The 25,625-nt window shown below is 37.2% G+C and carries 20 protein-coding genes; 10 read left to right on the top strand and 10 right to left on the bottom strand.

Annotated elements, in window-relative coordinates; all coding sequences use genetic code 11:
* Nucleotides 1–57 precede the first annotated feature (57 nt).
* A complete protein-coding gene (locus tag AC07VK_RS09590) occupies nt 58–1,827 on the bottom strand; it encodes an AMP-dependent synthetase/ligase (protein ID WP_492960090.1) in 1,770 nt (589 codons plus the stop codon).
* A 252-nt stretch (nt 1,828–2,079) separates the two neighbouring features.
* Between AC07VK_RS09590 and AC07VK_RS09585 the strand changes: the two genes are divergently transcribed.
* Complete coding sequence (locus tag AC07VK_RS09585; protein ID WP_057933119.1) at nt 2,080–2,544, top strand: hypothetical protein; 465 nt, start codon at nt 2,080–2,082, stop codon at nt 2,542–2,544.
* Between the two features lie 116 nt (nt 2,545–2,660).
* Here AC07VK_RS09585 and AC07VK_RS09580 read toward each other — a convergent pair whose 3' ends face one another.
* Together AC07VK_RS09580 and AC07VK_RS09575 are read right to left on the bottom strand one after the other, a co-directional pair.
* Nucleotides 2,661–3,098 carry a hypothetical protein gene (locus AC07VK_RS09580; protein WP_492960088.1) on the bottom strand — a complete coding sequence of 146 codons (438 nt, stop codon included), beginning with the start codon at nt 3,096–3,098 and terminating at the stop codon, nt 2,661–2,663.
* Between the two features lie 121 nt (nt 3,099–3,219).
* The gene (locus tag AC07VK_RS09575) at nt 3,220–5,046 is read right to left on the bottom strand and encodes a M61 family metallopeptidase (protein ID WP_494939798.1); all 1,827 of its coding nucleotides are present in this window, start codon (nt 5,044–5,046) and stop codon (nt 3,220–3,222) included.
* Nucleotides 5,047–5,421: 375 nt separating this feature from the next.
* Between AC07VK_RS09575 and AC07VK_RS09570 the strand changes: the two genes are divergently transcribed.
* The 7 genes from AC07VK_RS09570 (at nt 5,422) to htpG (ending at nt 15,608) form a co-directional block, all read left to right on the top strand.
* The gene (locus AC07VK_RS09570; RefSeq protein WP_492960084.1) at nt 5,422–6,519 is read left to right on the top strand and encodes an efflux RND transporter periplasmic adaptor subunit; all 1,098 of its coding nucleotides are present in this window, start codon (nt 5,422–5,424) and stop codon (nt 6,517–6,519) included.
* 2 nt (nt 6,520–6,521) lie between these two features.
* Nucleotides 6,522–9,632 carry an efflux RND transporter permease subunit gene (locus tag AC07VK_RS09565; RefSeq protein WP_492954184.1) on the top strand — a complete coding sequence of 1,037 codons (3,111 nt, stop codon included), beginning with the start codon at nt 6,522–6,524 and terminating at the stop codon, nt 9,630–9,632.
* Between the two features lies 1 nt (nt 9,633).
* Nucleotides 9,634–10,944 carry a TolC family protein gene (locus tag AC07VK_RS09560; protein WP_492960082.1) on the top strand — a complete coding sequence of 437 codons (1,311 nt, stop codon included), beginning with the start codon at nt 9,634–9,636 and terminating at the stop codon, nt 10,942–10,944.
* Nucleotides 10,945–10,961: 17 nt separating this feature from the next.
* The gene (locus AC07VK_RS09555) at nt 10,962–11,825 is read left to right on the top strand and encodes an N-acetylglucosamine kinase (RefSeq protein ID WP_492954186.1); all 864 of its coding nucleotides are present in this window, start codon (nt 10,962–10,964) and stop codon (nt 11,823–11,825) included.
* 115 nt (nt 11,826–11,940) lie between these two features.
* Complete coding sequence (locus AC07VK_RS09550) at nt 11,941–12,333, top strand: response regulator (RefSeq protein WP_230144492.1); 393 nt, start codon at nt 11,941–11,943, stop codon at nt 12,331–12,333.
* 101 nt (nt 12,334–12,434) lie between these two features.
* On the top strand, nt 12,435–13,172 hold the full coding sequence (locus AC07VK_RS09545) for a DUF4241 domain-containing protein (RefSeq protein ID WP_492960080.1): 738 nt from the start codon (nt 12,435–12,437) through the stop codon (nt 13,170–13,172).
* A gap of 549 nt (nt 13,173–13,721) precedes the next feature.
* The gene (gene htpG, locus AC07VK_RS09540; protein WP_492954188.1) at nt 13,722–15,608 is read left to right on the top strand and encodes a molecular chaperone HtpG; all 1,887 of its coding nucleotides are present in this window, start codon (nt 13,722–13,724) and stop codon (nt 15,606–15,608) included.
* Between the two features lie 145 nt (nt 15,609–15,753).
* Here the strand turns inward: htpG and AC07VK_RS09535 are convergent, their stop codons facing one another.
* Together AC07VK_RS09535 and AC07VK_RS09530 are read right to left on the bottom strand one after the other, a co-directional pair.
* Nucleotides 15,754–16,248, bottom strand: a complete 495-nt coding sequence (locus tag AC07VK_RS09535; RefSeq protein WP_057933126.1) for a type I restriction enzyme HsdR N-terminal domain-containing protein — start codon at nt 16,246–16,248, stop codon at nt 15,754–15,756.
* Nucleotides 16,249–16,269: 21 nt separating this feature from the next.
* On the bottom strand, nt 16,270–16,644 hold the full coding sequence (locus AC07VK_RS09530; protein WP_492954189.1) for a hypothetical protein: 375 nt from the start codon (nt 16,642–16,644) through the stop codon (nt 16,270–16,272).
* Nucleotides 16,645–17,026: 382 nt separating this feature from the next.
* Between AC07VK_RS09530 and AC07VK_RS09525 the strand changes: the two genes are divergently transcribed.
* Nucleotides 17,027–17,770, top strand: coding sequence for a LytR/AlgR family response regulator transcription factor (locus AC07VK_RS09525; RefSeq protein WP_492954190.1), 744 nt, complete (start codon nt 17,027–17,029; stop codon nt 17,768–17,770).
* A gap of 73 nt (nt 17,771–17,843) precedes the next feature.
* On the opposite strand, the gene AC07VK_RS09520 is transcribed toward AC07VK_RS09525, so the two are convergent.
* The gene (locus tag AC07VK_RS09520; RefSeq protein ID WP_426326290.1) at nt 17,844–17,984 is read right to left on the bottom strand and encodes a hypothetical protein; all 141 of its coding nucleotides are present in this window, start codon (nt 17,982–17,984) and stop codon (nt 17,844–17,846) included.
* 55 nt (nt 17,985–18,039) lie between these two features.
* Nucleotides 18,040–18,189, bottom strand: coding sequence for a hypothetical protein (locus tag AC07VK_RS09515; RefSeq protein ID WP_426326291.1), 150 nt, complete (start codon nt 18,187–18,189; stop codon nt 18,040–18,042).
* A 144-nt stretch (nt 18,190–18,333) separates the two neighbouring features.
* Between AC07VK_RS09515 and AC07VK_RS09510 the strand changes: the two genes are divergently transcribed.
* A complete protein-coding gene (locus AC07VK_RS09510) occupies nt 18,334–19,449 on the top strand; it encodes a sensor histidine kinase (protein WP_492960077.1) in 1,116 nt (371 codons plus the stop codon).
* On the opposite strand, the gene AC07VK_RS09505 is transcribed toward AC07VK_RS09510, so the two are convergent.
* The 3 genes from AC07VK_RS09505 to AC07VK_RS09495 all read right to left on the bottom strand — a co-directional run bounded on the left by AC07VK_RS09505 (nt 19,446) and on the right by AC07VK_RS09495 (nt 25,589).
* Nucleotides 19,446–22,244 carry a lantibiotic dehydratase gene (locus AC07VK_RS09505; RefSeq protein ID WP_492960075.1) on the bottom strand — a complete coding sequence of 933 codons (2,799 nt, stop codon included), beginning with the start codon at nt 22,242–22,244 and terminating at the stop codon, nt 19,446–19,448. The two genes, AC07VK_RS09510 and AC07VK_RS09505, sit on opposite strands and share 4 nt — an antisense overlap.
* 334 nt (nt 22,245–22,578) lie before the next feature.
* On the bottom strand, nt 22,579–24,579 hold the full coding sequence (locus tag AC07VK_RS09500; protein WP_492960073.1) for an OmpA family protein: 2,001 nt from the start codon (nt 24,577–24,579) through the stop codon (nt 22,579–22,581).
* Between the two features lie 8 nt (nt 24,580–24,587).
* On the bottom strand, nt 24,588–25,589 hold the full coding sequence (locus tag AC07VK_RS09495; RefSeq protein ID WP_492960071.1) for a PorP/SprF family type IX secretion system membrane protein: 1,002 nt from the start codon (nt 25,587–25,589) through the stop codon (nt 24,588–24,590).
* Nucleotides 25,590–25,625 lie beyond the last annotated feature (36 nt).

Genomic DNA, 25,625 nt, shown 5'->3' with positions numbered 1-25,625 from the left:
TAGTATGCCACCAACAAAGATGTAGCGCATTTAAAATCAGATAATTTAATCCGCTTCTTATTGCTTATAACCCTCTGCATCTTTATATATTTTTTCGATTACCTCATTGTTTTTTTCGGTAATTACTTTTCTTTTCAAACTTAATTTTGGGGTAAGCTCACCACCATCTATGCTCCACTCTTTAGGTAACAGTGCAAATCTTTTTACCTGCTCCCATTTACCAAAACCTACATTTGCCGCTTCGATAACCTCATTATATTTAGTGAGCACCTGTTCGTTTTTAATAATCTCTTCGTTCGAGGTAAAAGTAATGCCTTTTCTTCCCGCCCAGGTTTTTAAGGTTTCGAAATTTGGAACAATCAGCGCAGAAGGGAATTTTCTATTTTCACCCAAAACCATAATCTGTTCGATAAAAATTGATTCTTTATATTTATTCTCCAGCATTTGTGGGGCAACGTACTTACCGCCTGCTGTTTTAAACATTTCTTTTTTACGGTCGGTAATTTTTAAAAAGCGACCATCAACCAGTTCTCCAATATCTCCGGTATGGAACCATCCCTCTTTATCCACCGCCTCATCAGTTAAATCAGGTCGGTTGTAATACCCTTTCATTACCTGGTGCCCTCTGGTTAAAACTTCGCCATCCTGCGCTATTTTAACTTCCACACCTTTAATTACTTCACCAACAGTGCCGAACATGGTTCCGCCGAAATGATTAACCGTAATTACAGGTGAAGTTTCGGTTAATCCATATCCTTCAAAAACAGGCATACCAGCGGCCCAGAAAATTCTGGCCAAACGCGGATTTAGTGCCGCTCCGCCCGATACAATTACTACAATTTCACCGCCCAGTGCTTCCTGCCACTTTTTAAAAACCAGTTTACGGGCTATCCCCAATTTGAAATTATACCAGGCACCTGCATTAATTGTATATTTTTCGGCTAAAGCTACCGACCAGAAGAAAATGCCTTTTTTAACCCCGGTTAATGCTTTCCCTTTCTCCATAATCTTATCGTACACTTTTTCGAGAAGCCTTGGAACGGTAGAGAACACATTGGGTTTTACATGCTGAATATCGGCAACAATGGTTTCCATGCTCTCCGCATAATAAACTCCTGTATAATTAAACAGATATAAATAAATGATCATCCGCTCAAAAATGTGCGAAAGTGGCAAAAAGCTTAACCCTTTTTTAACGCCTTCGGGTATCACCACAGCCGAGTTAACAAAATTTGCTACCAAGTTATGATGCGTTAGCATCACACCTTTTGGTGTACCCGTAGTGCCAGATGTATAAATTAGGGTCAATACATCTTCGGGGGCAACATTAGCGCGATATTCCTCCAAATCAATATCTGTACTTGCTTTGCCCAATTCAATTAATGTACTCCAGTTTTCGGCTTCAGTAATTTCGTTAAAACTATAAATCTTAATGGCTGGGTTTATGGCATCGGCACAGGGTTTAATTTTTTTATACAAATCTTCGTCGGCTACAAAAATAATGGCAATTTCTGCATCTTTTAGGATAAACTGGATATCGTGCTCGGCCAGGGTTGGATATAAGGGAATCTGGTAGGCGCCAATCTGGTTGGCTGCAAAATCGGCGATATTCCACTCAGGTCGGTTATGCGACATCACAGCAACCCTGCCTCCTTTGCTTATACCTTGTTTAATTAATCCGCGGCTTAGGTTATCTACGGCAGTACAAAAATCGGCTGTACTATAATTTATCCATTTTCCGTTAATTTTTCCGCTGATGAATTCTTGCTTAGGATTTTCGAGGCTATATTTCAAAAGATCAAAAACCCGTTTAATTTCTGCCGCCATATGAATTGTATATTATTTGGTTAAGTTAAAAAATCAAACATAAAGATTAACATCTATATGCCTTTTTAATGAAAATAATACCTCGTAGCTAATAAAACGCTGTATTTACTTTTCGTAAAAAAATTTAAATAAACTTAGTGATTACAAAATTACTATGCAAGCATTGTTTTTTATCCCTGTGGATTTTTACCAAAAAAACAGAAACGGCATTAAAGTTGTTAGGCTGATAATTATTTACAAAACATTTAAATTATGAAAAAGTTATTTACAATTTTAGGATGCATTGCATTGTTTGCCCTTACTACAACAAACGTTAAAGCCCAAAACTATAAAACCGGACTTGGTTTAGGCATCGACTTTGGTGATGGTGCTACATTGGTTGGTCCTTCAGTTAGGCATCACTTTAGCCCTAAAGCTGCACTTCAAGGTGAAGTTTTATTCGGTGGAAACTCTACTATTATCCAAGGTTTCCTTCAATACAATTCATCTATCCCTGGTGCAAAAGGTTTAGACTGGTATTTAGGTGGTGGTCCGTCTATTCAATTGTATGACGGTGGTTCTAGTTTTTACTTAGTTCCGATGGTTGGTTTAGATTATAAATTCTCTGGAGCGCCATTGGCATTAGCTTTAGACTGGAGACCAAGACTTTACATTGGTGATAACGATAGCGATTTTAACGCTGGCAGATTCGGTTTAGGCTTTAGATATACTTTCTAGGCAAGCGCATGGCGCTGGGCGCTAAGCGTAAATTAAATTCCACAAAAAAATCCCGTAAGAAATTAATCTTATGGGATTTTTTTTTTATAAACAGGCTATAATTATAATTTAATATTTTAATTCGTATAACAAAAGGTAATCCGTGTTCGATAGCTCATTACGACTTTTTTATGGTTACACTTTGCGGGTTTCCAATTCGGACAGGCCTGTAATAATTTTATCATGTTACGATCCAATTGTGTATAATCTTTAGGTAGCTTCTGGTAAATGCCTATGCTTTTGACGTGGCCAGAGGTATCAATTATAAAAGTTGGAAAAACATCTGATTGCAAGGGCTCTTTATCTGTTCCTTTTAGTGGTACGTTAGAGATAAACTTATAAAATTTAGCAATTCCCCCAGGAAATTCGGGCATTTCATCAACTTCTGTATATACGTATAGGTGCAGTTCTTTATCGTAATAACCCTTACAAGAAGTTTGCTGTACAAAACCTTGCTTATCGTTTAAAAAAGAAAAGCTTAAAAGACAAAATATAAATCCTAAATGTTTTATCATATGCTGGTTTGTATTGAACAAATATCTGAAATAAAAAAATCCCGTAAGAAATTAATCTTACGGGATTTTTTTATGGAATTTAAAATTAACTGTAAATTGAAAACTTTCAACTGCAAACTGCCTATACGCCTGTCCATTTTTTTAACACTGCTTTTTGTGCTGGTGTTGCATTTTCGTTAACGGTTGCTTTTAAACGTACGTTCGGGTTTTCTTTTAAGGTTAAAGAAATTTCTTTTTCCAGACCATCGCGTTTAACTTTTAATTTCAATACATCGCCGATATTCTTTTTGCCTACCAAAGGAATTACATCCAAAGAAATCATCGGGCTTTTTAACCTTACGGTTGATAATGCATCGCTCAATGATGTATCGTCCAAACTCAAGATGATATCGTTCACATTTAACCCATTGATCCAGGCTGCAGAATTTCTTGTTGTCGAAGTAATCGCTAAACCATCATTGGTTAACTGTCCGGAAGCACCAGTAACCGGTTTAGGCGTTGCATTTTCTGTAGATACATCAACACCTGCATACGCGAAATATTTTACATAATCTACATCATCTACACCATTAACATATTTTGCCCAGAAATTGGTAAAATTTATTCCTGATATTTTTTCAACCATTGCTTTAAACTCTGCATCGGTATAACCACGTTTTAAGGTTTTGCACTGCAAATACATGGCTTTCATTACATCATCTAAACTTTTGGCACCTTTGGTGGCGTTGATAATTTCGAGATCCATTAAAATGCCAATTACTTCTCCTTTATTATAATAAGAAATGGAATTGTTTTTTGAATTCTCATTCGGACGGTAGCCAATAATCCATGCATCATAGCTAGATGAAGCAGCTGACTGGTATTTAGCACCAGGGGTATTTAACACCGTAGCCACACCGCCAGCCAGATCTTTCAAAAATTCATTTATATCAGTAAAGCCGGCCCTATGCAAATATTTATTTTCGTAATACGAAGTAAATCCTTCAGCTACCCAAAGGTTGGTGGTGTAGTTTTCATTGTCGTAATCGAAAGGGCCTAATGCTACCGGGCGTAAACGTTTAACATTCCAAAGGTGGTGATACTCGTGAGCAACCAGACCTAAAAAGCCTTTATAACCTTCTGCAGTATTGTAAGCATTTCTTGTAGCGCCTAACGTTGTAGAGTTTAAATGCTCTAAACCACCGCCACCTTTTAAGAAATTATGAACAATGAAAAGGTAATATTTATTAGGATTTTCGCCATAAACTGCAGTTTCTTTTTCTACAATTTTAGCCATATCTACTTTAAGTTTTTCTTTATCGTAATTACCACCACCGTACATGGCTACTTCGTGACGAACACCAGCAGCTGTAAATTCGAAAATATCCTGGTTACCCACTTCAATGGGGCTATCGTAAAGAATATCAAAATCGGCAGCTTTATAGGTAAATTGCGCTCCAGCAATAGGCGTTAAACCAGTAGAAACTTTGCTCCAGGTATTAAAAGGAATAATTTTTACAGTACTTGGCGACTTGATCATGCCATCAGGATGCATAAAAATCCCCGTTGGAGACAAGAAAGCATGTGACTCGTCGATAAATGGTGTACGCACCGAGATTTCGAATGCATAAACGCGGTAATTGATCTGGATATTGGAAGCCTTTGCTGAAAAAATTCTCCAGGTGTTTTTTCTTACTTTTTCAACTTTTACGGCTTTACCCGCTGCAGTAGCCTTAAATTCTTCTACACTTTTTTCAAACTCACGAACCAAATAAGAACCTGGTGTCCAAACAGGCATTTTTACATCTACATAATCTTTTGCCAAGCCAGAAATATTCATCTGGACTTCAGCATAGTGTGCCTGGGGTTCTTTAAAAGAAACCTCAAAGCCTATTTTCACCTGCGCCTTCGCTGCCATAATACACGTTAGTAGTAAAACTAAACTTAAAATCGATTTTTTGTTAAACATATTGATATTGACTGTGTTTTGTTGCAAATTTAGATTTATTGACGAGGTTTTGAAAGAAAAAGCCTGCAGCGATGTAAAATAGTTGTTTCCCTCAGATCGGTTGATGGTTAATGGTTGATTGTTTTTTAGCCAATCTAACCCTAGAAATCAATTGGCTTTCTCATCTCTAACTTAGTTACGGGGATATAAAGGCCAATTATATTGTATTCTCAGCCAGATTTACTCCAAACTGAAAACTGCCAATTCCAAACTGAAAAGCTGTAACATCCTTAATACAACAAATTTAGGACTAAACTATTTGAATATTTTTACACTCTAATTCTAGAATATTAATCTTATTTTAATGTTCGGAATACGCACGACACAAAAAGAAACATGAAGAAAAGGTATATTATCTATGCTGTTTTAGCTATAGGCTTGGCTTATTTGGTCTATTACAGAATTAACGCGAATAAAAAACTAGAAGGAAAAGGCGGAGCATCTGCAGGGGCAGGAAAAGGTAAACCTGGTGGCAAAGGAGGCGCTTCTGCACCATTGGTAGTTGATGGAATTGTAGTAAAACCGGTATCGTTTGATAATGACCTGGAGGTAACTGGGGCTATTGATGCAAACGAATCTGTTGTATTAAAAAGTGAAGTATCAGGATTGGTTACCGGTATCTATTTTCAAGAAGGTACAACCGTATCGAAAGGAAGTGTACTGGTTAAAGTAAACGACAGAGATATACAGGCTCAATTACAGGATGCACTAACCAAGCAAAAACTTTCCGGAACAAACGAAAACCGGGCAAAACAGCTTTTGGCCAAAGGAGCTATTAGCCAGGAAGAATATGATACAGCGCTGGCCGATTTAAAATCTTTACAGGCGCAAGCGCAATTAATCAGGGCACAACTCGCAAAAACCACTATCCGCGCACCTTTTACCGGCAGAGTTGGCTTGCGCAGTATCTCTACAGGAACCTATTTAACACCAGCAACGGTGATTGCCAATTTGGTAAGCACTAATCCGGTTAAAGTTACTTTTTCAGTTCCGGAGAAATATGCAGGGCAGATTAAAATGAATTCAGAAATCACATTTACTACCGATGGCTCTTCGAGAGAAAATAAAGGAAAAGTTTATGCGATAGAGCCTGGGATTAACGCCGCTACCAGAACGTTACAGATTAGGGCTTTGGCACCTAATGCAGACAATGCCTTGTTACCCGGTTCTTTCGCCAAAATTAAACTAGCCTTAAATACAGTACAAAATGCCATATTAATTCCTAATGAAGCCGTAATACCTGTGTTAAAAGGTAAGATTGTTTACATCCAAAAAGACGGAAAAGCACAAGAGGTCAAAGTAGAAGCTGGTACACGTACTGATGAAAATATTGTGATTACATCAGGATTAAAAGCTGGCGATACCGTATTAACTACCGGGTCGATGGCGCTAAAAAAAGATGCTCCGGTAAAAGTTCATTTGGTTAAACAATAATTATGAGTATCTCCACCACGAGTATAAAACGGCCGGTTCTGGCTATTGTGATGAACTTACTGATTGTCTTATTCGGGATAATCGGTTATACCTTTTTGGGTGTTCGCGAGTATCCATCTATTGATCCAACCGTAGTTTCAGTAAGAACTTCTTATCCGGGGGCCAACTCCGATATTATCGAATCGCAGATTACCGAACCTTTAGAAAAATCGATCAACTCCATTGATGGGATCAGAAATATTTCTTCATCAAGTAATCAGGGAACAAGTAACATCACCATAGAGTTTAACCTCGATAAAAATATAGAAGAAGCCGCCAATGATGTACGTGATAAAGTATCGCAGGCTGCCCGTACCTTACCAAAAGATATTGACGGATTACCGGTAGTAAGTAAGGCGGATGCAAATTCTGACCCTATTTTATCGATGACCATCCAGAGCGATAAACGCAATACACTGGAGTTAAGTGATTTCGCTGAAAACGTAATTGCCGACCGTATCCAAACCATTCCGGGTGTAAGTAGCGTACAGATCCAGGGGCAAAGGAAATATGCCATGCGTATCTGGATGGATCCGAACAAACTAAGTGCTTACGGCTTAACTTCACAAGATATTGTTACCGCTTTAGATAATGAAAATGTAGAGCTTCCATCAGGAAAAATTACCGGAGCTACTACCGAGCTAACCGTTAAAACCTTAGGAAAACTGACCAACGAAAGCGAGTTTAACAACTTGATCCTGAAAACAGATAGCAACCAGGTAATCAAATTAAAAGATGTAGGTTATGCAGTTTTAGGACCAGAAAATGAAGAAACCATTTTACGCGAATCGGGCAGACCGATGGTGGCCATCGCCATCATCCCTCAGCCGGGAGCCAATTACCTCGATATCAGCAAAGAGTTTTACAAGCGTTTTGATAAGCTAAAAGCCGATATCCCTCAAGATATTAAACTAAAAGTTGCATTAGATAATACATTATTTATCAAACGATCGGTAACGGAAGTTGCCGAGACCATTGGTTTATCATTGGTGCTGGTAATTTTGATCATTTACCTTTTCTTTAGAGATTGGGCTATTGCCTTCAGACCATTAATCGATATTCCGGTATCGTTGGTTTTCACTTTCTTTATCATGTACGCCTTTGGGTTCTCAATTAATGTTTTGAGTCTGTTGGCCATCGTACTGGCAACAGGTCTGGTGGTAGATGATGGTATTGTGGTTACCGAAAATATCTTTAAAAAGGTAGAAGAAGGGATGTCGCCTTTCGAAGCAGCCATAAAAGGATCAAATGAAATCTTTTTTGCCGTAATTTCGATTTCCATTACCCTTGCAGCCGTATTCTTACCCGTAATTTTCTTACAGGGATTTGTTGGCCGCTTGTTTAGAGAGTTCGGCGTGGTAATCGGTGCAGCAGTACTGGTCTCGGCCTTTGTTTCGCTTACTTTAACACCAATGTTAAATGCCTACCTGATGAAAAAAGGTGGACATAAACCATCCAGGTTTTACAATTGGACCGAACCCTATTTCGTAAAATTAAATGATGCCTACGAATCGAACCTGAATAAATTTTTGGATAAAAGATGGCTATCCGTTCCGATCATTCTGGTTTGTATGGGTTTAATTTTCTTATTCTGGAAGATTTTACCAAAAGAAACCGCTCCTTATGATGATAGAAGTGCGATAAACATTAACGCCACTACGCCAGAAGGTGCATCATTTGCCTATACAGATCAGTTTATTATGAAACTGAACCAATTGGTCCTCGATTCTGTTCCCGAAAAAAATGTGAACATTACCATTACCTCACCAGGTTTTGGTGGCTCAGGTTCGGTAAACTCTGGTTTTGTAAGGATGGGTTTAACTGATCCTGAAGATCGTAAGCGTTCGCAAAAAGACATTGCCGATATGCTTACCCGCATCACAAAGAAATATACCGAGGGTAAAACCATTGTAAATCAACAACCAACCATCTCTGTTGGCCGCCGTGGCGGATTACCGATCAGTTATATTATCCAGGCACAAAATTTCGAAAAGCTAAGAGAGAAGATTCCATTATTTATGGATGCAGTATCGAAAGATCCAACATTTACCGTTTCGGATGTGAACCTAAAATTTAACAAGCCTGAAATTAACTTAACCATCGACAGGGATAAAGCCAAAAACTTAGGCGTTTCCATATCTGCTATTGCCCAAACCTTAAATCTAGGTTTAAGTGGTCAAAGGTTCTCGTATTTCTTCATGAATGGTAAACAATACCAGGTAATTGGTCAGTTCGATCGTGGAGATCGGAAAGACCCATTGGATTTGAGCTCGGTTTACGTACGTAATGATAAGGGCGAATTGGTTCAGCTCGACAATGTGGTTACTGCTAAAGAAGAAAGTAGTCCGCCACAGCTGTACAGGAACAACCGTTTTATCGCCGCAACTGTTTCGGCGGGCTTAGCTCCAGGAAAAAGTATTGGCGAAGGTATTGATGCCATGGATGCCATTGCTAAAAAAGTGTTAGACGAGACTTTTTCTACCGATTTAAGTGGAGAATCGCGAGATTTTAAAGAAAGTTCTTCAAATACCTTTTTCGCATTCGGTTTGGCCCTACTACTCGTTTATTTAATTCTTTCGGCGCAGTTTGAGAGCTTTAAAGATCCGATCATCATCATTTTAACCGTACCGATGGCCGTTGCCGGCGCATTTTTATCACTATGGTTATGTGGGCAAAGCTGGAATATCTTTAGCCAGATCGGTACTATTATGCTTATTGGTCTGGTAACTAAAAACGGTATTTTAATTGTTGAGTTTGCCAACCAGTTAAAAGAAAAAGGCATTCCAATTCCCGAAGCCATACGCGAGGCTGCTGTTTCGCGTTTGCGTCCGATTTTAATGACCAGTTTGGCCATTGCCATTGGTGCACTGCCTATTGCACTGGCTTTAGGAGCTGCAGCAAAAAGTAGAATGAGTATGGGAACCGTAATTGTAGGTGGTACCCTATTCTCTTTGGTTTTAACCTTATTTGTAATCCCAGCCATTTACTCTTACTGGGCTAAACCATACAAACCGAATAAAGAATTGAAAGAGGCCCATCGTTTTGAACAGGAAGCTTTACATATAGAAGAATAAGATGAGCAAGAAATTAAAAATATTTATCCTACTGCTAAGCTTATGCCTTTCGGGCTTTGCACAGGAAACGTTGAGCTTGCAGGAAGCCATTACCATTGCTTTACAGAATAATTACGACATTAAAATCAGTAAAAACCAGATCGATATAGCAAAAAACAATGCCAATATCGGCAATGCTGGTATGTTACCTAACTTAACCGGAAGTTATACCAATGGTGGAAGTATCCAGAACACCAGGCAAACCCCTGCAACTGGTCCTGACCGGGTTATTACAGGAGCAAAAAGTACCAATAACAGTTACGGCGCCGATTTAAACTGGACCATTTTTGATGGTTTTAGCATGTTTGCCAATTACGACCGCTTAAAAGAACTGCAAAAGCAGGGTGAATTAAATGCACGCCTAACCATTTTAACCACTGTAGCCGATGTAATTACAGCCTATTATGATATTGTAAGACAGCAGCAATTGGTTATAGCAGCCGATAGTGCGATGGATGTTTCGGTATTACGCACCAGTATTGCCAAAACAAAATTACAGCTTGGACGTGGTTCTAAACTGGATGTATTAACCGCGCAGGTTGATTACAATACCGATACTTCAAATTACTTACAGACCAAGAATGCCTTACAGGTAGCTAAAGTTCGGTTAAACCAATTGATGGTGCGAGATATTGGCACCTCCTTTTCAGTTGCAAATAACATTGATGTAGATAAAGGTATCCTGTTTAGTAAAATGGCCGAAATGGCCGAGCAACAGAATCCGAGTGTGCAGAATGCATTTATTAATCAACGTATTGCTTCGTTAAGTTTAAAATCTATCCGTGGGGCGCGCTATCCATCCGTTAGCCTAAACTCTGGTTATAGCAGAGCAAACAGCACCAGCCCTACTGGTTTTAACCAAAAATTTGCAGCAAATGGATTTACCTATGGGGTTACGGCGAGTATAAATTTATTTAATGGTTTTCTACAGCGTCAACAGGAACGTAATGCAAAAATAGAGATCGATAATTCGGCTTTAACCTTAAACAAAACCAAACTCGATGTAAATTCGCAATTGCTTACCGCATACCAAAACTATAGCACTTATCTCGATCTGATTAAGTTAGAACAACGGAATGTCGATATCGCAAAAGAAAACTTAGACATTACTTTAGCAAAATACCGTTTGGGCAGCATTGCCCCTTTAGAGTTAAGAGAAGCCCAACGTAATGCTATTGATGCAAAAAACCGTTTCATAGAAATGCAATATCAAGCTAAAATAGCGGAAACTACCCTGAAAGAAATCAGTGGAAATATAAATTTATCTAATTAATTTTTATATTTAGTCCCATGATACTTGTTGCAGATAGTGGCTCATCAAAAACCGATTGGATGGGCCATCACAATGGCGAAACCATTAAATTTAGCACTCCTGGAATAAACCCTTATTTCTTAAGTGAGCAAGAAATTACCAAGCTGATTTCTAAAAATGAACCCTTATTACAATATGCTGATGAGGTAAAAGAAATCTACTTTTTTGGAGCGGGTTGTTCTTCGCCAGACAAACATGAAGTAGTCTCAAATGGCCTTTCGGCCGTTTTTGGCAATGCTTTTATTTCAGTTGATCACGATCTTCTGGGCTCAGTATATGCTACCTGCGGAAATGCCGAAGGTTTAAACTGTATTTTAGGCACCGGATCGAATATCTGTTACTTCGATGGAAAGAAAATCCATGATGGGCACCATGGCTTAGGCTATGTACTTGGCGATGAAGGTTCTGGTACTTTCTTTGGAAAAAAAGTACTTTTAAGTTATATGTACAATAAAATGCCAGCCAATTTAGCGGCAGAATTTAAAAAATCTTTCCCAGCAGAAAAGGAACAGATTATTACCAACGTATATCAAAAACCTTTCCCTAATATCTATTTAGCAGGTTTTAGCCGCTTCATGGCCAGTCATAAAGACCATCCATTTATCCAGGATATTTTGAGAACTGGCTTTCAGGAATTTGTAGATACGAATGTTAAAGACTATCCTAAACACAAAAACGTTCCATGCCATTTTGTAGGCTCTATAGCTTATTATTACCAGGAAACATTAATTTCGGTGTTATTAGAAAACGGCATTGAGCCTGGGAAAATATTACAGAAACCCATCGAAGAGTTATTTAATTTTATCTTAAATAAAGAAGGCATCGTACAACAAGCGAGTTAAAATTGAGGTCTAATTTTTAGCTATTATAAATTTATTGTTAAAATATCCTTAAGATTGTAAACATAACAACATAAACTTTTGTTATATTTTCAACGGCATATAAATGCTAACACATATGAAGAGAATACTGGTAGTAGACGATGATATTGAGGTTTTAGAAACCATACAATTAATACTTGAAATCGGAGGATTTAAAGTTTCGGCACTAAATGATGGTGAAGAAATTTTCAACAGAATCGAAAAATTTAGTCCTGATTTAATCTTACTGGATATTTCTCTTGGGCATATCGATGGGCGCGTACTCTGCGAACAGCTAAAATCAATTGAAAGCACCTCTAAAATTCCCATTTTACTGATTTCTGGTTTATACGATCCGAAAGACTTTACCACCTTAAACTATGGTCAGGACGATTTTTTATCTAAACCTTTCCAAATGGATGTATTGCTTAAAAAGATTTCAAAAATTCTTTCACTGGAGGAAGATAAACCAAGTTTTCTTTTAAATTAAGTTAATCCAACAATAAAATATTTAGCCAAGAGGATTTTAAAATTTTCTTGGCTTTTTTTTTAAAATAAAATTTACCTACCTATCGAACAAATTTAATTGCCATGATACCAAGCAATGAATGGTTAAAAACCTGGAACGAGAAACGTAATTTATTAGCCTGCCCCAATAACTTGAATGATTATTTTGAGGAAACCTCAGTAGCTGGTAAAAAAATAGATCACCTAGAACTGGGAAGTGTTTCTATTCCAACAGGAGAAATTCTGGTCAGAGACCCACTTGTATATGTCCAAAAAGATGCTGAACCGTATTTAATTAAAGTGCCTAGAGGCGAATTTCCGGTAACTGCAGCCGTAGTGGTTGCCGACGGTGAAGATTGTGCCAGATATGCCGCCGTTAAAGTGCAATTTACAGCTTATGATGCAATACGCTTTGAAGAGGCGCTAATAGGCACAGAAGACCTCGTTAATTTTAACGAAGGAGAATTTTTTGGTTTTAATGTAGATGCAGGCTTAGCTTGTGTGCTGGATAAAGAAACGTTAAAACATTTCTGTGCATTTCAAGACAGGTTTAATAAAGAGAATCCAGGTAAAAATCTGTACGATGATTATTTCGCGGCACTTTTTGCAGGTAATTATGCCGAAAACCCTATTCATCAGCGTGAAGGTGGGGATTGGATCAACTGGAAAATCCCGGGGACTGATTACCATATTCCATTTTTTCAAAGTGGTTTTGGCGATGGCACCTACCCCGTTTACTATGGTTTTGATATTGAAGGTAATATTTGCGCGCTGATTATTCAGTTTATTGATATTGAACTGGCTTACGGTGAGGGGGAGTAATTTTTCAATTTGTAATAGTGAGGCTTTGCTTTGCAAATCATGATTAAACTGTAATAATAAAAGCAACTAGTGGTCTGTGAGACACAGACCGTGGCATTGGCTACTTAAAAGGTCTTCGACTCCGCTCAGACTGACAACTACTGCGTTTAACTTACAACATAGTGGAAACACAGATCATGGGATAGGCGGCATGAGCGGAAACCTTACCTACTGGCACAGCACTACCGGATCTAAACCCGATGGCACGAATGCCCCTGATTTAAGCAATATCTTTGTTGTTTATGGCGTGCTTGCTTGTTTCACAGGTTTCATCGGGGCAGAAGGTACAGCGGGACGAACATTGACTGAAATACTGGCTTTGCTTTCCGAATTATTATCTAAACTGTGTAATAATAAAATAGCTAGTGGTCTGTGGGACACATACCACGGAACCAGATACAGATCACGGAATCGGCAATGACGGGTTTATGGATGCTGTCATTTTGGCAAATAAATTCTTTTGGAACAAGCCTTGTTATGCAGGATGTAGATTAAACAATTTATTTACATATGAGCATACAGGAAAAAGGAAATATCTCGATACATACCGAGAATATCTTCCCGATAATTAAGAAGTTTTTATACTCTGATAACGAAATTTTTCTTCGTGAGTTGGTTTCTAACGCAGTAGATGCGGTTCAGAAAATTAAAAGACTAGGTTCATTAGGTCAGTTTAATGGCGAAGTTGGTCAGCCATTGGTGCAAGTTGCAGTTGATAAGGATGCAAAAACCATTACCATTAGTGATAACGGTTTGGGGATGACTGCCGAAGAGATTAAAAAATACATTAACCAGGTTGCATTTTCTGGCGCAAGTGAATTTGTAGAGAAGTTTAAAGATGCTAAAGATGCCAATGAAATCATCGGTAAATTCGGTTTAGGTTTCTACTCGGCCTTTATGGTTGCAGATTTAGTTGAGATTCAAACTTTATCATACCAGGATGGTGCTGAACCTGCACGTTGGGTTTGTGATGGCAGTACAGAATTTGAAATTACTGAAGGCACTAAAACCACTCGCGGTACCGATATTATCCTTCATGTAAACAAAGATTCGGAAGAGTTTTTAGCAGAAAGTAAACTGCAGGAAATTCTTGATAAATACGCTAAATTTTTACCAGTTCCAATTAAGTTTGGTACTAAAACAGAATCGGTTGAAGATGGCGTAGATGAAGAAGGTAAAGCGAAGTATAACGACGTTGAAGTTGATAACATTATCAACACCACCAACCCGATCTGGACAAAAGCTCCTGCAGATTTGTCAGACGAGGATTATTTAAACTTTTATCGCGAATTATATCCATTTAGTGAAGAACCATTATTCTGGATCCACTTAAATGTTGATTATCCGTTTAATTTAACAGGCGTACTGTATTTCCCTAAATTGAAAAACGATTTCGAAATGCAGCGCAACAAAATTAAATTGTACTCTCGCCAAGTATTCATTACCGATGAGGTTAAAGATATTGTTCCTGAGTTTTTGATGTTATTGCACGGTGTAATCGATTCTCCGGATATTCCGCTAAATGTATCGCGTAGTTTCTTACAGGCCGACAGCAACGTTAAAAAGATCAACAACTACATTACTAAAAAGGTTGCTGATAAATTAGGTGAGTTATTTGCTAAAGACCGTAAAGCTTACGAAGATAAATGGAAAGATATTGGTCTTTTTGTAAAATACGGAATGATCAGTGAAGAGAAGTTTTATGATAAAGCCAAAGATTTTGCTTTAGTTGGAAACACTAAAAATGAGCTTTTCACACTTCCTGAGTATAAGGAGAAGGTAACCGCATTACAAACCGATAAGAATGGCACAGTGGTTTACTTATACACCAATGATGCTGCTAAACAAGATGCATTTATCCAATCGGCCAATAAAAAAGATTACGATGTTTTAGTATTGGATTCGCCAATCGACAATCACTTTATTAATCAATTGGAGCAAAAACTAGAGAAAACATCAATCAAACGTGTTGACTCGAGTGTTGCAGATAAATTAATTGAGAAAGATGAGCAGAACGAGCATGTTTTAACAGAAGATCAGGTAAAAGAAGTAACTGCTATTTTTGAAAAAGCCATTACCAAACCAGGGATGCATATAGAAATTGTGGCTTTACACCCTGAAGAATTACCAGTTACCATTACCATGGACGAATTTATGCGCCGTATGAAAGATATGGCTGCAATGGGTGGCGGAATGGGCTTTTATGGGCAAATGCCAGACAATTATAAGGTTGCCATTAATGGAAACCATAAATTGGTAAGTAAGATTTTAAAAGCTGAAGGAGAAGAGCAAAGCAACCTGGCTAAACAAGCGGTCGATTTAGCGCTTTTAGCACAGGGTATGTTAACTGGTGCAGAATTAACAGCTTTTGTAAGCAGAAGTGTAGAATTAATTTAATTGCGAAACCCTGCCATAGTTTAAAGGGAGAAACCGAATCGGTTTCTCCCTTTTCTTTTACAAAAGGGACATAAAAAAAGTCCTGATCAGATCAAGACTTTTAGGTAAAAATTTTCGGGAACTCTTAGATTAAAATTAATATTGTTTAGCTTGCTATTGGCGCCTGCTTTTGATCTACATTGAAGTAATCTTTATGGTCTTCGATCATTTTAGCAATCGTAGCCGCTTTAGTATCAGTTATTTTAAATTCGAATAATGGTTCTTGATTTTTCTTTGATCTTACCATTTTCTCTGTGTAAAAACGGTATACCAAACCATTGGTTAATAAACCATATTTAGCTTTTGTTTTACGGAAATACTTAGATAAGCGTGAATCATGGATATCTAAATTTTCAGCATGGTGTTTACATTCCACCAAAATTGTTGGTTCGCCATCTTTCATAATGGTGTAATCAACTTTTTTACTTTTTTTAACTCCGAAGTCTAGAACAGCTTCAGATTGAACCTCAGAAGGATCAAATCCTAAAATTTGGATAAAAGGCATAACTAACGCATTCCTTGTTAAATCCTCAGATTGAACTTGTGGAAGCATTTTCTTAATTCTTACGGCAAACTGCCCGATTTCGTCTTTCAATTCCATAATGGTATCTGTTATAGGTAGTTAGTTTTTTAAATTGTATTGGTTAAATACCGAATTTGCAGTGATAATAATTTGGTCTAAACTTTGTTTATCAAAAAAATTCCTGTTCAACATATCAATCATATAAGTTAACTTATTGATATCAGTAGCACGCATGGTAAACTGAAAATTCTTCATGCCATCTTTTATTGCTTGCTGAACGTAGTTACGTACAACCAGAAAAGATTTTCTGAATGCGTATTCGCCATCTAATTGGCCCTTAACAAGGTTTTTTCCATCAAGATTGCTATATTCATTTTGCATTCTCTGGTACATATCTGCATTGATTCCTTGATTTTTTAAAATCCCCTTGTAGTAGATTTTATTAAGTAAATACTCGTATTCGTTGTGTTTCATGTGGAGGCTTGGTAGATGTAGGGGAATGTTTCTTTTGCTTTCGGTATTTTTTTGTTTTTAGTTTTTAATAAATCTTTAACCCAGTATTGTATGGCCTGTTTTTAATTTTATTATCTACAGGCTACACAAGATTGGGCAGGCAGATGTTTTTTACAATTAGGAGCTTTCACTGCTAATTATTTTGTTTTTGGCAAACAGTATAAAGATTATAAAAAGAAGGTGCCTAGATAATTTTTTTACATCAACTACCCAGAATATTACACGAAACCTATGTTTTTTTTAGACGAAACCTGGAATAAGTTTTTCGGGTGCATTTGTTAAAATTCAATTCATTTTTATTTAACTTGCGTTCAAATCAAATAAAACAAACATATTTATACTCATGAATCTAAAATGCGTTGTTATAGACGACGAGCAACACGCAATTGAAGTGTTAACTGACCACATTGCGGAAATGCCTGGTTTAACCGTTTTTAAAACTTTTACCAGCCCTGTCCAGGCACTTACTGAAATCAGTATTGAGGACGAAATTGATTTATTGTTTATGGATATTGATATGCCAGGAATCAATGGATTGGAACTGGCGAAAAATATCAGAGAAAAAGCAAAATATTTGATTTTCACTACTGCTCATCCTGATTATGCCCTGCAGGCATTTGATGTACAATCAGATCAGTACTTATTAAAACCTATTTCCTTTGCAAAATTTGCATTAGGTATTGATAGGATTTTAAAAAAGGAAGCAAATAATGCCAAGGTTAGTACGAAAGAAGCTGATCAGGTGGCGGCCCTTTATATTAAAGGCGACCATAAATATGCTTTTTCTAACATCGCCATTGATGAAATACTTTATATCAAAGCGCTACAGAATTATATACAGATTATCACTAAATCGGAAACCCACACTACCTATCTTACACTTAAGGAAATTGAAAAAGCCTTAGAAAACCACCCATTTATACGGGTTAATAAATCGAATATTGTTGCTAAAGCGGCAATTAAAAAAGTAGATGGAAATATAATCCGTTTGGTAAATAACGAGATGATCCAAATTGGCGAAGGTTATAAAGAAGCTTTCTTCGCCTATGTACAGAGCAGTTTGTTAAAATCTAATCGTAATCAGTAATTAGATAGAATCGATCCAGCTAGTTGTTACGATCGTGTGGATTTGGTTTCTATAGGAGCAGTAAGTTTGGAAACTAAAATTCCATGATGAAACTTGTCATCACAGTATGACTAATATCACCTGTTGGATTAGTTTCATAGTTGTTTTGATTTTTGATTTTTTTATAAACAAAAACAGTTTTTTTAGCAAGTTTAATAGTCTGTTGAGTTTTCATGGTATTAAATGTTAAATATGATGATATAATTTATTAAAATGAGTTCATTATGAAATTAAAATTCCATGATAAAACTTGTCATTACCGTATGGCTCATATCACCGGTTGGATTAGTTTGATAGTTGTTTTGAGCTTTAACGTTTTTATAAACAAAAACAGTTTTTTTAGCAAGTTTAGCTGAAGTATTTGTGTGTTGAGCTTTCATAATATATTGTATTTAAATTTTGTTATTTATTGTTGTTATTTATTTCTGTAAAGATGCAGCTCAAAATTACGCCCAGCCAATTTTTTACACAAACCCCTACTTTTGGGAGATAAAAACCCCATTTCAATAGATTAAAAGAAAAAAATGAACTTTTTAAACCTAAAAACATTCTACGAAAAGTATAAATTTCACTTATTAGTTTGGAGTCTTTACATCGTTTATGAGGTGTTTATTCTTGGTTTAGCCACCAACAGATTCAGAGAACCTGGAGCTTATCTGCTTGTATATATTGTTAGTATTATAACGTTCTATACTCATGGCTTTTTACTAAAAAAAATATTAAAAACGGGTTCGAATGCTATAAAAACATTAAAGATTACCCTACTAATTTTTGTAATCATTTTCGCATATGTTGTTTCTACATTTCTTCTCATTATCCTATTCGAAAAAACAAGACTAATTGCTACAAATCCGGACAGAGCTTTTGACAGGGAATTTGTTTTGGCCTGCATCTATCGTTCTATATTATATGTTGGTTATTCTACTGGTTACGTTTACATTATCAAATCATTTCAGGATCAGAAGAAAGTAGAAGCCTTAGAACGACAAAACCTGGTTACCCAGATAGAGAAACAGGCTTTAGAGAACGATCTGGTTCAATCGCAAAACAATTATCTGCGGAGCCAGATCAATCCACACTTTCTATTTAATACTTTAAACTTTATTTATAACGACGCCCGCAAAAAGGCACCGATGGCAGCCGATGCAATTATGAATCTGGCCGAAATGATGCGTTATGCACTAAAACGTCCCGAAGCATCAGAGATGGTTCCACTAAGTGAAGAAATTGAGCAAATTGAACACCTGATCAATCTTCATAAACTCCGAACGGCTAACACCATTAATCTGGAACTTGAGGTAACGGGCGATATGTTCGGATTAAGATTTCCACCGCTTATCTTATTAACTTTGGTTGAAAACATATTTAAGCACGGAAATGTTTCACACTCTACTCAACAGGCCCTTATTAAAATTGCTTATCAGAATAACACCCTCAATATCACCACCATAAACATGATTAATGATAATAAGGGCAAACAGACAGAAAGCCATCATGTGGGGATTGACAATATTGGCAAGCGCCTTAGTAATTTTTATGGCAATGATTATGTATTCAAGTACTACAAAGACCCGCTTAACCGCTATATTACAGAAATAGAGGTAACTGTTGTTAATCCCTTGGCCAGGTTAAACCGTTAAGCTTTCATTGCATTTTGACGCTGGATATCTTTTAGCAGAAAATAATACATCACCATTTCATGGGTCCGCTGATCTTTGCTGAAAAGCCTGTTTACGTGCATGTGCATCAGATCGGTTAACAGCTTTAGTGCATTTTCTCGAGCACATTGTTTAAGAATTTTGATAAACGAATCTGAAAACTTATCGAACTCCTGCTCCTGTGCTGCTGTTAACGCCGTCCATTCCGTTTTACGAAACTCCTGATAGTGACTGTTTAATTGTTTAAAATCTGCAGCATCTAATCGATGTTCCTCATTAAAGGTATCAGACATTAGGCTCACGGTCTTATTGATAGCCGGCTTATCTATAATGTTTGATCCGATGATCTTAGCCATCAAAAGGCTACACAATTTGTATTTGTTGAAATCATCAGTCTGCGTTTCTAAAAGCGATAATACAAATTCACTATCTACAGCAAAATGTTTTTCAACATCTTCGATCATGTTGCTGCCATAACGCTCTAACTCACGTTTATAGGTTTTAATCTGCACATCAGACACCAAACCTGAATTTAAAAATAATTCCAGATCATCCATAAGTTTTGATGTTAACAGCTGCCCATCCCCTGGATTGTTTAGTTGAACCCTAAACCTGATGTGGTTTCCATTTTCATTGTAGCGGATAAAAAACCACGATTTGACCTGATCGGTATGAGTGGATATGAAGGGTGCAATTACTGCTGTCAAAATCTGATCACCGCGTTGCTGGTGGCAATAAATTTCGAAATACAGCCATTCTTTACCTGGCAGGAAAAATCGCGTTACTTCAGCATTTGTTGATGTTTTAGCCAAACCACGATAAATTTGTTCGCCATGACCTATACTTAAAACAAATTGAGCTAAATAGGGTTTAGTGGCTTCATCAACCACGATACTGTTTTGAGGCAGTAACACTTCTTCGATGTAAGTACTTCCATGTTTTTGCAGGTATTGCAGAAAAGCATTTATATCGTCGTCGTTTTGTAGTGCAAAGCATAATGTTTGATCGGATATACCTGCTTTAAAGTACTCGCTAACACCTAAATTGTTCAGGTATGACCTACAATTAGCAACGGATAGTGACTTTTGACCGGCACCTAAAAGGGCTTCTTTTTTAACCCTCCATTTATTGCTGCTTAAAACTATATTTTGATATTGTAACCTTGGATAATAATCCAAATCAGGGAAAATGGTATCAAGTGGGAAGGAAAGATTTGTTTGTAAGCCTTGATGTTGCAAATCGCACAGCAACCTAAATACAGAAAGATCTGAACGGATGTAGTTGTAAGCAGAAGCCATTCTCGGTACAAGCCGTTTATTTAAATGTTTAGAGCGAAGAATAATCTCTGTGCCCCGAATTGAAATCTGTATATCATTTAAGGCAAGTGGCGATGCTGAGGTATCAAAATTCAAGATTGATAATTGATGTCCATAAATCAGTTTTCGCCTGTTTACATTATCTACATTGGCCTCTACCATGTAGGCCACATCAAAAAACAGCACTTCAGGATTTGCTTGTTGTTCTGCACCAGCAATTTCTTTAGCGTACTGCGTTACATCATTGGCTGCCATTGTAAATCTTCCGCTTAATGCATTTGAGGTAGCTCCACCTATCTGTTCGATAAAAATCAAATCGTCACGAATAGACATTACCATGCTAAATGAATTGGGTAAGGCTGCTAATTTCTGATTCGGCGTTAAGTTAAGTTTGTTCAGATAAATAGTTTTACCTTTTTCGAACTTTTGTTCCGTCAGAAAGGTTTTTAATGCCGTTTTAATATTTTCTACCTCCGCTTTTTTTGACGGCTTTGTATTGAAGCGTGTAATAAACTCGCTGTTCTGACCAGCTTGCTCCAGCTCATCGTAGCCTACACCCATTTCCGGATCCAGCGCCAATAATAGTGGTACTTCCTGATCTTCGAATTTCTTTTTAAACCTGATCTGAAACTGACTAAGGGCATCACGATCTTTTGCGGGCATTACACTATGGAGCATATTGATCAAACCTGGAATAGCCTGAAGCAAACGTTCATTAATACTGCCCGATAAAGCCGTGCGTTGCGCTATAAGATATTTTGGCAACTCAGCCGTAGCGGTGAGCCCTAAACGTTCAAAATAATCTTCCCCTATAATATTGGGATCGTAGTTGGTAAAAACAAGCTGCAAATCGTGCATATCCTGCAGCAAGCCAAACAGGTTTTCGGTTTCAGCATCATTTAGTTTTAATTTTTTTACCAGATCGTTAAGCCTAATTGGCGTTAAACAAGCATCCAATATTTGCTTTACAAAGTCATCTTGATCTAATTCAGCAAGTTCAAAAACGCCATCGGCACAGGCTATATAACGGATGCTGTTAGGTGTTAAATAATAACTGCTATTACTAAATATGAGGCAGTTCTTTCGCAGCACTTCTGCCAATGGCAATTGGATATTATTCTTATAAGGCCAATCAACCAGTTCGCGTACCTTTTGGCTTTCTTCAACTACGATTTTGCTTTCTGATGATTTAATAGCATCACTTAACAAACTAAAACAAGCAAAAGTACCATATGGTGTTGACCGGAATTTCGCACGGTTAAAATATTTCCAGATGGTAAAATAAATTTTAGGTGGAAGATCTTTAAGTTCGTTTGCCTTTACTTCTTTTATGGTTTCGTAAAATGTTGCAGAAGATATTGCTATTGCCGCTTTTAATTCCTCCCAGCAATCTACGAGTTCAGATTGATATGAAAATTTAGGTGTTCTAAAAATTACGGTTGGTTGGATATTAAGCTTCATTGAATTTAAGTGATGGGTGAAAATTACAAAGATTAATTTAGATTATCAGTTTTCCGCTGGGAGTTTTCAGTTAACAAATCAGTTTCTGGTTCTGTGTTTATCATCTAAAATCAGCGGGAATAAAAGCAAAAAGGTTCCTACAAAGGCAACCATCTAGCGAAAGTATTAAGATTTCCGCCTAAGCGGAAATGACGAACCATATAATCTTTTGCTCATTTAATGGGTTAAAAACCCGCGGTACATAGGTTCGGATTACAAATCTGGACCAACCTAATATAAACTAAAAAGCCATCTTCTTTTTAGGAAGATGGCTTACCGGGATGTTAATTGAATTTTATTTTTTGGTTACTTTAAATTCTGTTCTTCTGTTTTTTGCTCTTCCTTCCGGATTATCTTTTTTCTTGCGTTTAACTATAATTTCGTTTGGTGCAATCGGCATTGATTCTCCATAACCTTTAGAAGTCATTCTGGCAGCGGCAATTCCTTTACTTTCTAAATAATCGGTACAAGATTTTGCTCTTCTGTTCGATAGATCTAAGTTGTACTCATCGGTTCCGATATTATCCGTATGAGAACCCAACTCGATTTCCATTTCTGGATTATCTTCCATGATCGGAATCAAGAAGTCTAATACTTTTTTAGAAGGCTCGGTAAGTTCGGCACTGTTAAATTCATAATAAACGTTATCCAAAGCCATTGGGATACCCAATTTGAACGGACTTAAGCAATAATCTTTATAAATCAAGGTATCTGCTTTTGCCAATTCTTCGTAAGAATAGTTTTTAGTAATTGCGAAATAATTATCTTTCGCAAAAAGTAATTTGATTGGTCTTTTCGAATCTACTTTAAACTTATATACACCATCAGTGCCAGTTGTAATCTTCTGAGCACCTTCTGCATTGGTAAGGGTTACATTTGCGCCTGCTAGAGGCAATTTAGTTTTACAGTCAGTTAAAATACCAGCAATAGAGAAGTATTCTTTTTTCACCTCGAATACTTCTAAACAGCATGATGATTCGCGATCCGAACTGATATATCCCTTTGTTCCCTTATCATCTGTTGCAGTGAAATAAAGATCATCTTTTGATGAGTTAAATGGATAACCTACATTTTTTGGCTTGGTCCAATCTACGAGATCACCTTCTGATTCAAAGAAATCGAGACCACCAAAACCTATTCTACCATCGGTACTAAACAATAACTTTTTGGTTAATGGGTTGTAGTATGGTGCACGTTCATCATCTTCAGTATTAATGGTAGGGCCAAAGTTTACGGCCTGCCCTAAAGATCCATCTTCGCGAACGGTACAATACCAAAGATCGTACTTACCATAACCACCGCTCCTATCGGATGAGAAAAGCAGGAATTTACCATCGCTGGTTATAAATGGTTGAGTTGAATTAAAATCTTTACTGTTTACCTGTAAGCCAACCGGTAGTGGGTCTGCCCATTTATCACCTGTTTTTTTAGAAGAATAAATAGCATATTTTTCTTTATCCTTCCAAGCTGTAAAGTACACTGTATTTCCATCAGGAGTAAAAGTAGCCGCAGCAACTTCTATGTTTTTAGGGAAACTGATATCGATTTTTTTCACTGCAATATCAGCCGAAGTTAATTCGCCCTTAGCTGCATAAATATTATTAAGGAATGGATTGCTTTTAGTTGATACCTGAACTTCTCCAGCATCTGTTTTAACCATGTCTTTTTTACTGCCTACAGCAACCGGACGGGATGAAGTAAAATACAACTCGTTGTTGATTTTAACTGGAGCATAATTAGAGCCTAAACCATTTACGTTCCCAGGTACTTTTTTTACTTGCACCATGCGTGGAAAACGCATTTCTTCAATTGCAAACTTACACGACTCAATTTCCTTCTGGGCATCTTTTACCAAAGCATCACCGGGATTTTTTTGGATGAACTGCTGAAAAGCATCGATAGCCATGTTAAATTTTTTATTTGCCCTTAAGCTTTCTGCATAATAAAACAGGGCCTTTCTAAAACGTGTATTGGTAAAGTTGATCGCTATGGCATAATATTTTTCAGCCTCGTTAAATTCCCTATACAACCTACTAGATTCTGCAAGGTTATAAATCGATCCTTCATAATCGTCTATCACTTTATCATCAGTAGCTGATTTCCTTTCCATACCGTATGGTAAAATGGCCTGGGTACTGTCGCCAGTAATTTTTAAGGCTTTTTTATAAAAAGTAGATGCCGCGTAGTAATCCTTATTTTCGAAATAAGTATCTGCAACCTTTTTATAATTCACCACATACTGTGCGTTTGCAAAACCGCCAAATGCCACTAACAAAAAGAGTAATATTTTTTTCATTTGATTAATTATAAACGTGGACAAAAGAAGTTTGGACCAATAAGACCGTTACGGCCAATTAAGGAAATCGAAAGCTCTAAACCACCGTTACTGTTAGAAGCGCGGTTGAAAGTAGAGGTATTAATATCATAACTTAACCCGAAAACCATATTCTTTAACTGTAGGCCAACAAAGGCAATTGCAGCATCTTTATTACGGTAGTTACCACCAAACAAAATGTTTGCTGATGGATTAACGTTAAGCTGTGCATAAGCACCTACCGATACCTCGTTTGTATTACCCTGGTACATAAACAATGCATTGGGTACGATATCCAATAACTCTGAAGCCTTAATGCGCGCACCGCCATGTGCAGTAAAACGAACGGGGATACGTGAATTTGAACCAGAGAAACGATCCATAGGACGTGTTAAGTGTGCTGCACTTGCGCCTAAGAAAACGTTTACACTTTTGTTGGGATTACCATCAAAATACATGATACCTGCATTTACATCAGGAACCAAAGAGGATTGAGATGAAAGTGTTTCGCCGCTCATCATACCACCATCATAACCCGAAATTGGATTAAACTGGTTACCAAATCTGGCCTGAGAGAAATCGAAACTGCGGTTAATTACTCCAGCTTGTAAACCAAAGCTTACCATCTGTAAGCCTTCCATACCAAACCTTAAACGGTAGGAACCCGATACAAGTGCTGATAGATAATTAAAATCTAACTCCCCTGCCCTTTGGTTTAAAATGGTTGCACCAAATGCAAAGTTCTTTTTTGGAGCCATATCGAACGATGCTCCACCTGTTAAGAAAGAACTGTTTAGTGCACTCCATTGTTGTTTAAAGTTTACAGTTGCACGATAATCTCCGTCTATTACCCCGGTTAAGGCCGGGTTAAGATATAACGGGTTTGCATAATATTGTGAAAAATGCGGATCAGTTTGTGCAAAGGACTTAGCTGTACACAGCAGCAATCCTAACACTGCAACATATATTTTTAAAGCCGATAGTATTTTCATGGTCTTTGATTTTATCTGTTTATTATTAATCCTCTT

The sequence above is a fragment of the Pedobacter sp. GW821-FHT01D05 genome, from assembly GCF_059422505.1.
The sequence above is the reverse complement of the archived record's forward strand: the minus strand, read 5'-3'. Positions and strand labels throughout refer to the sequence as shown.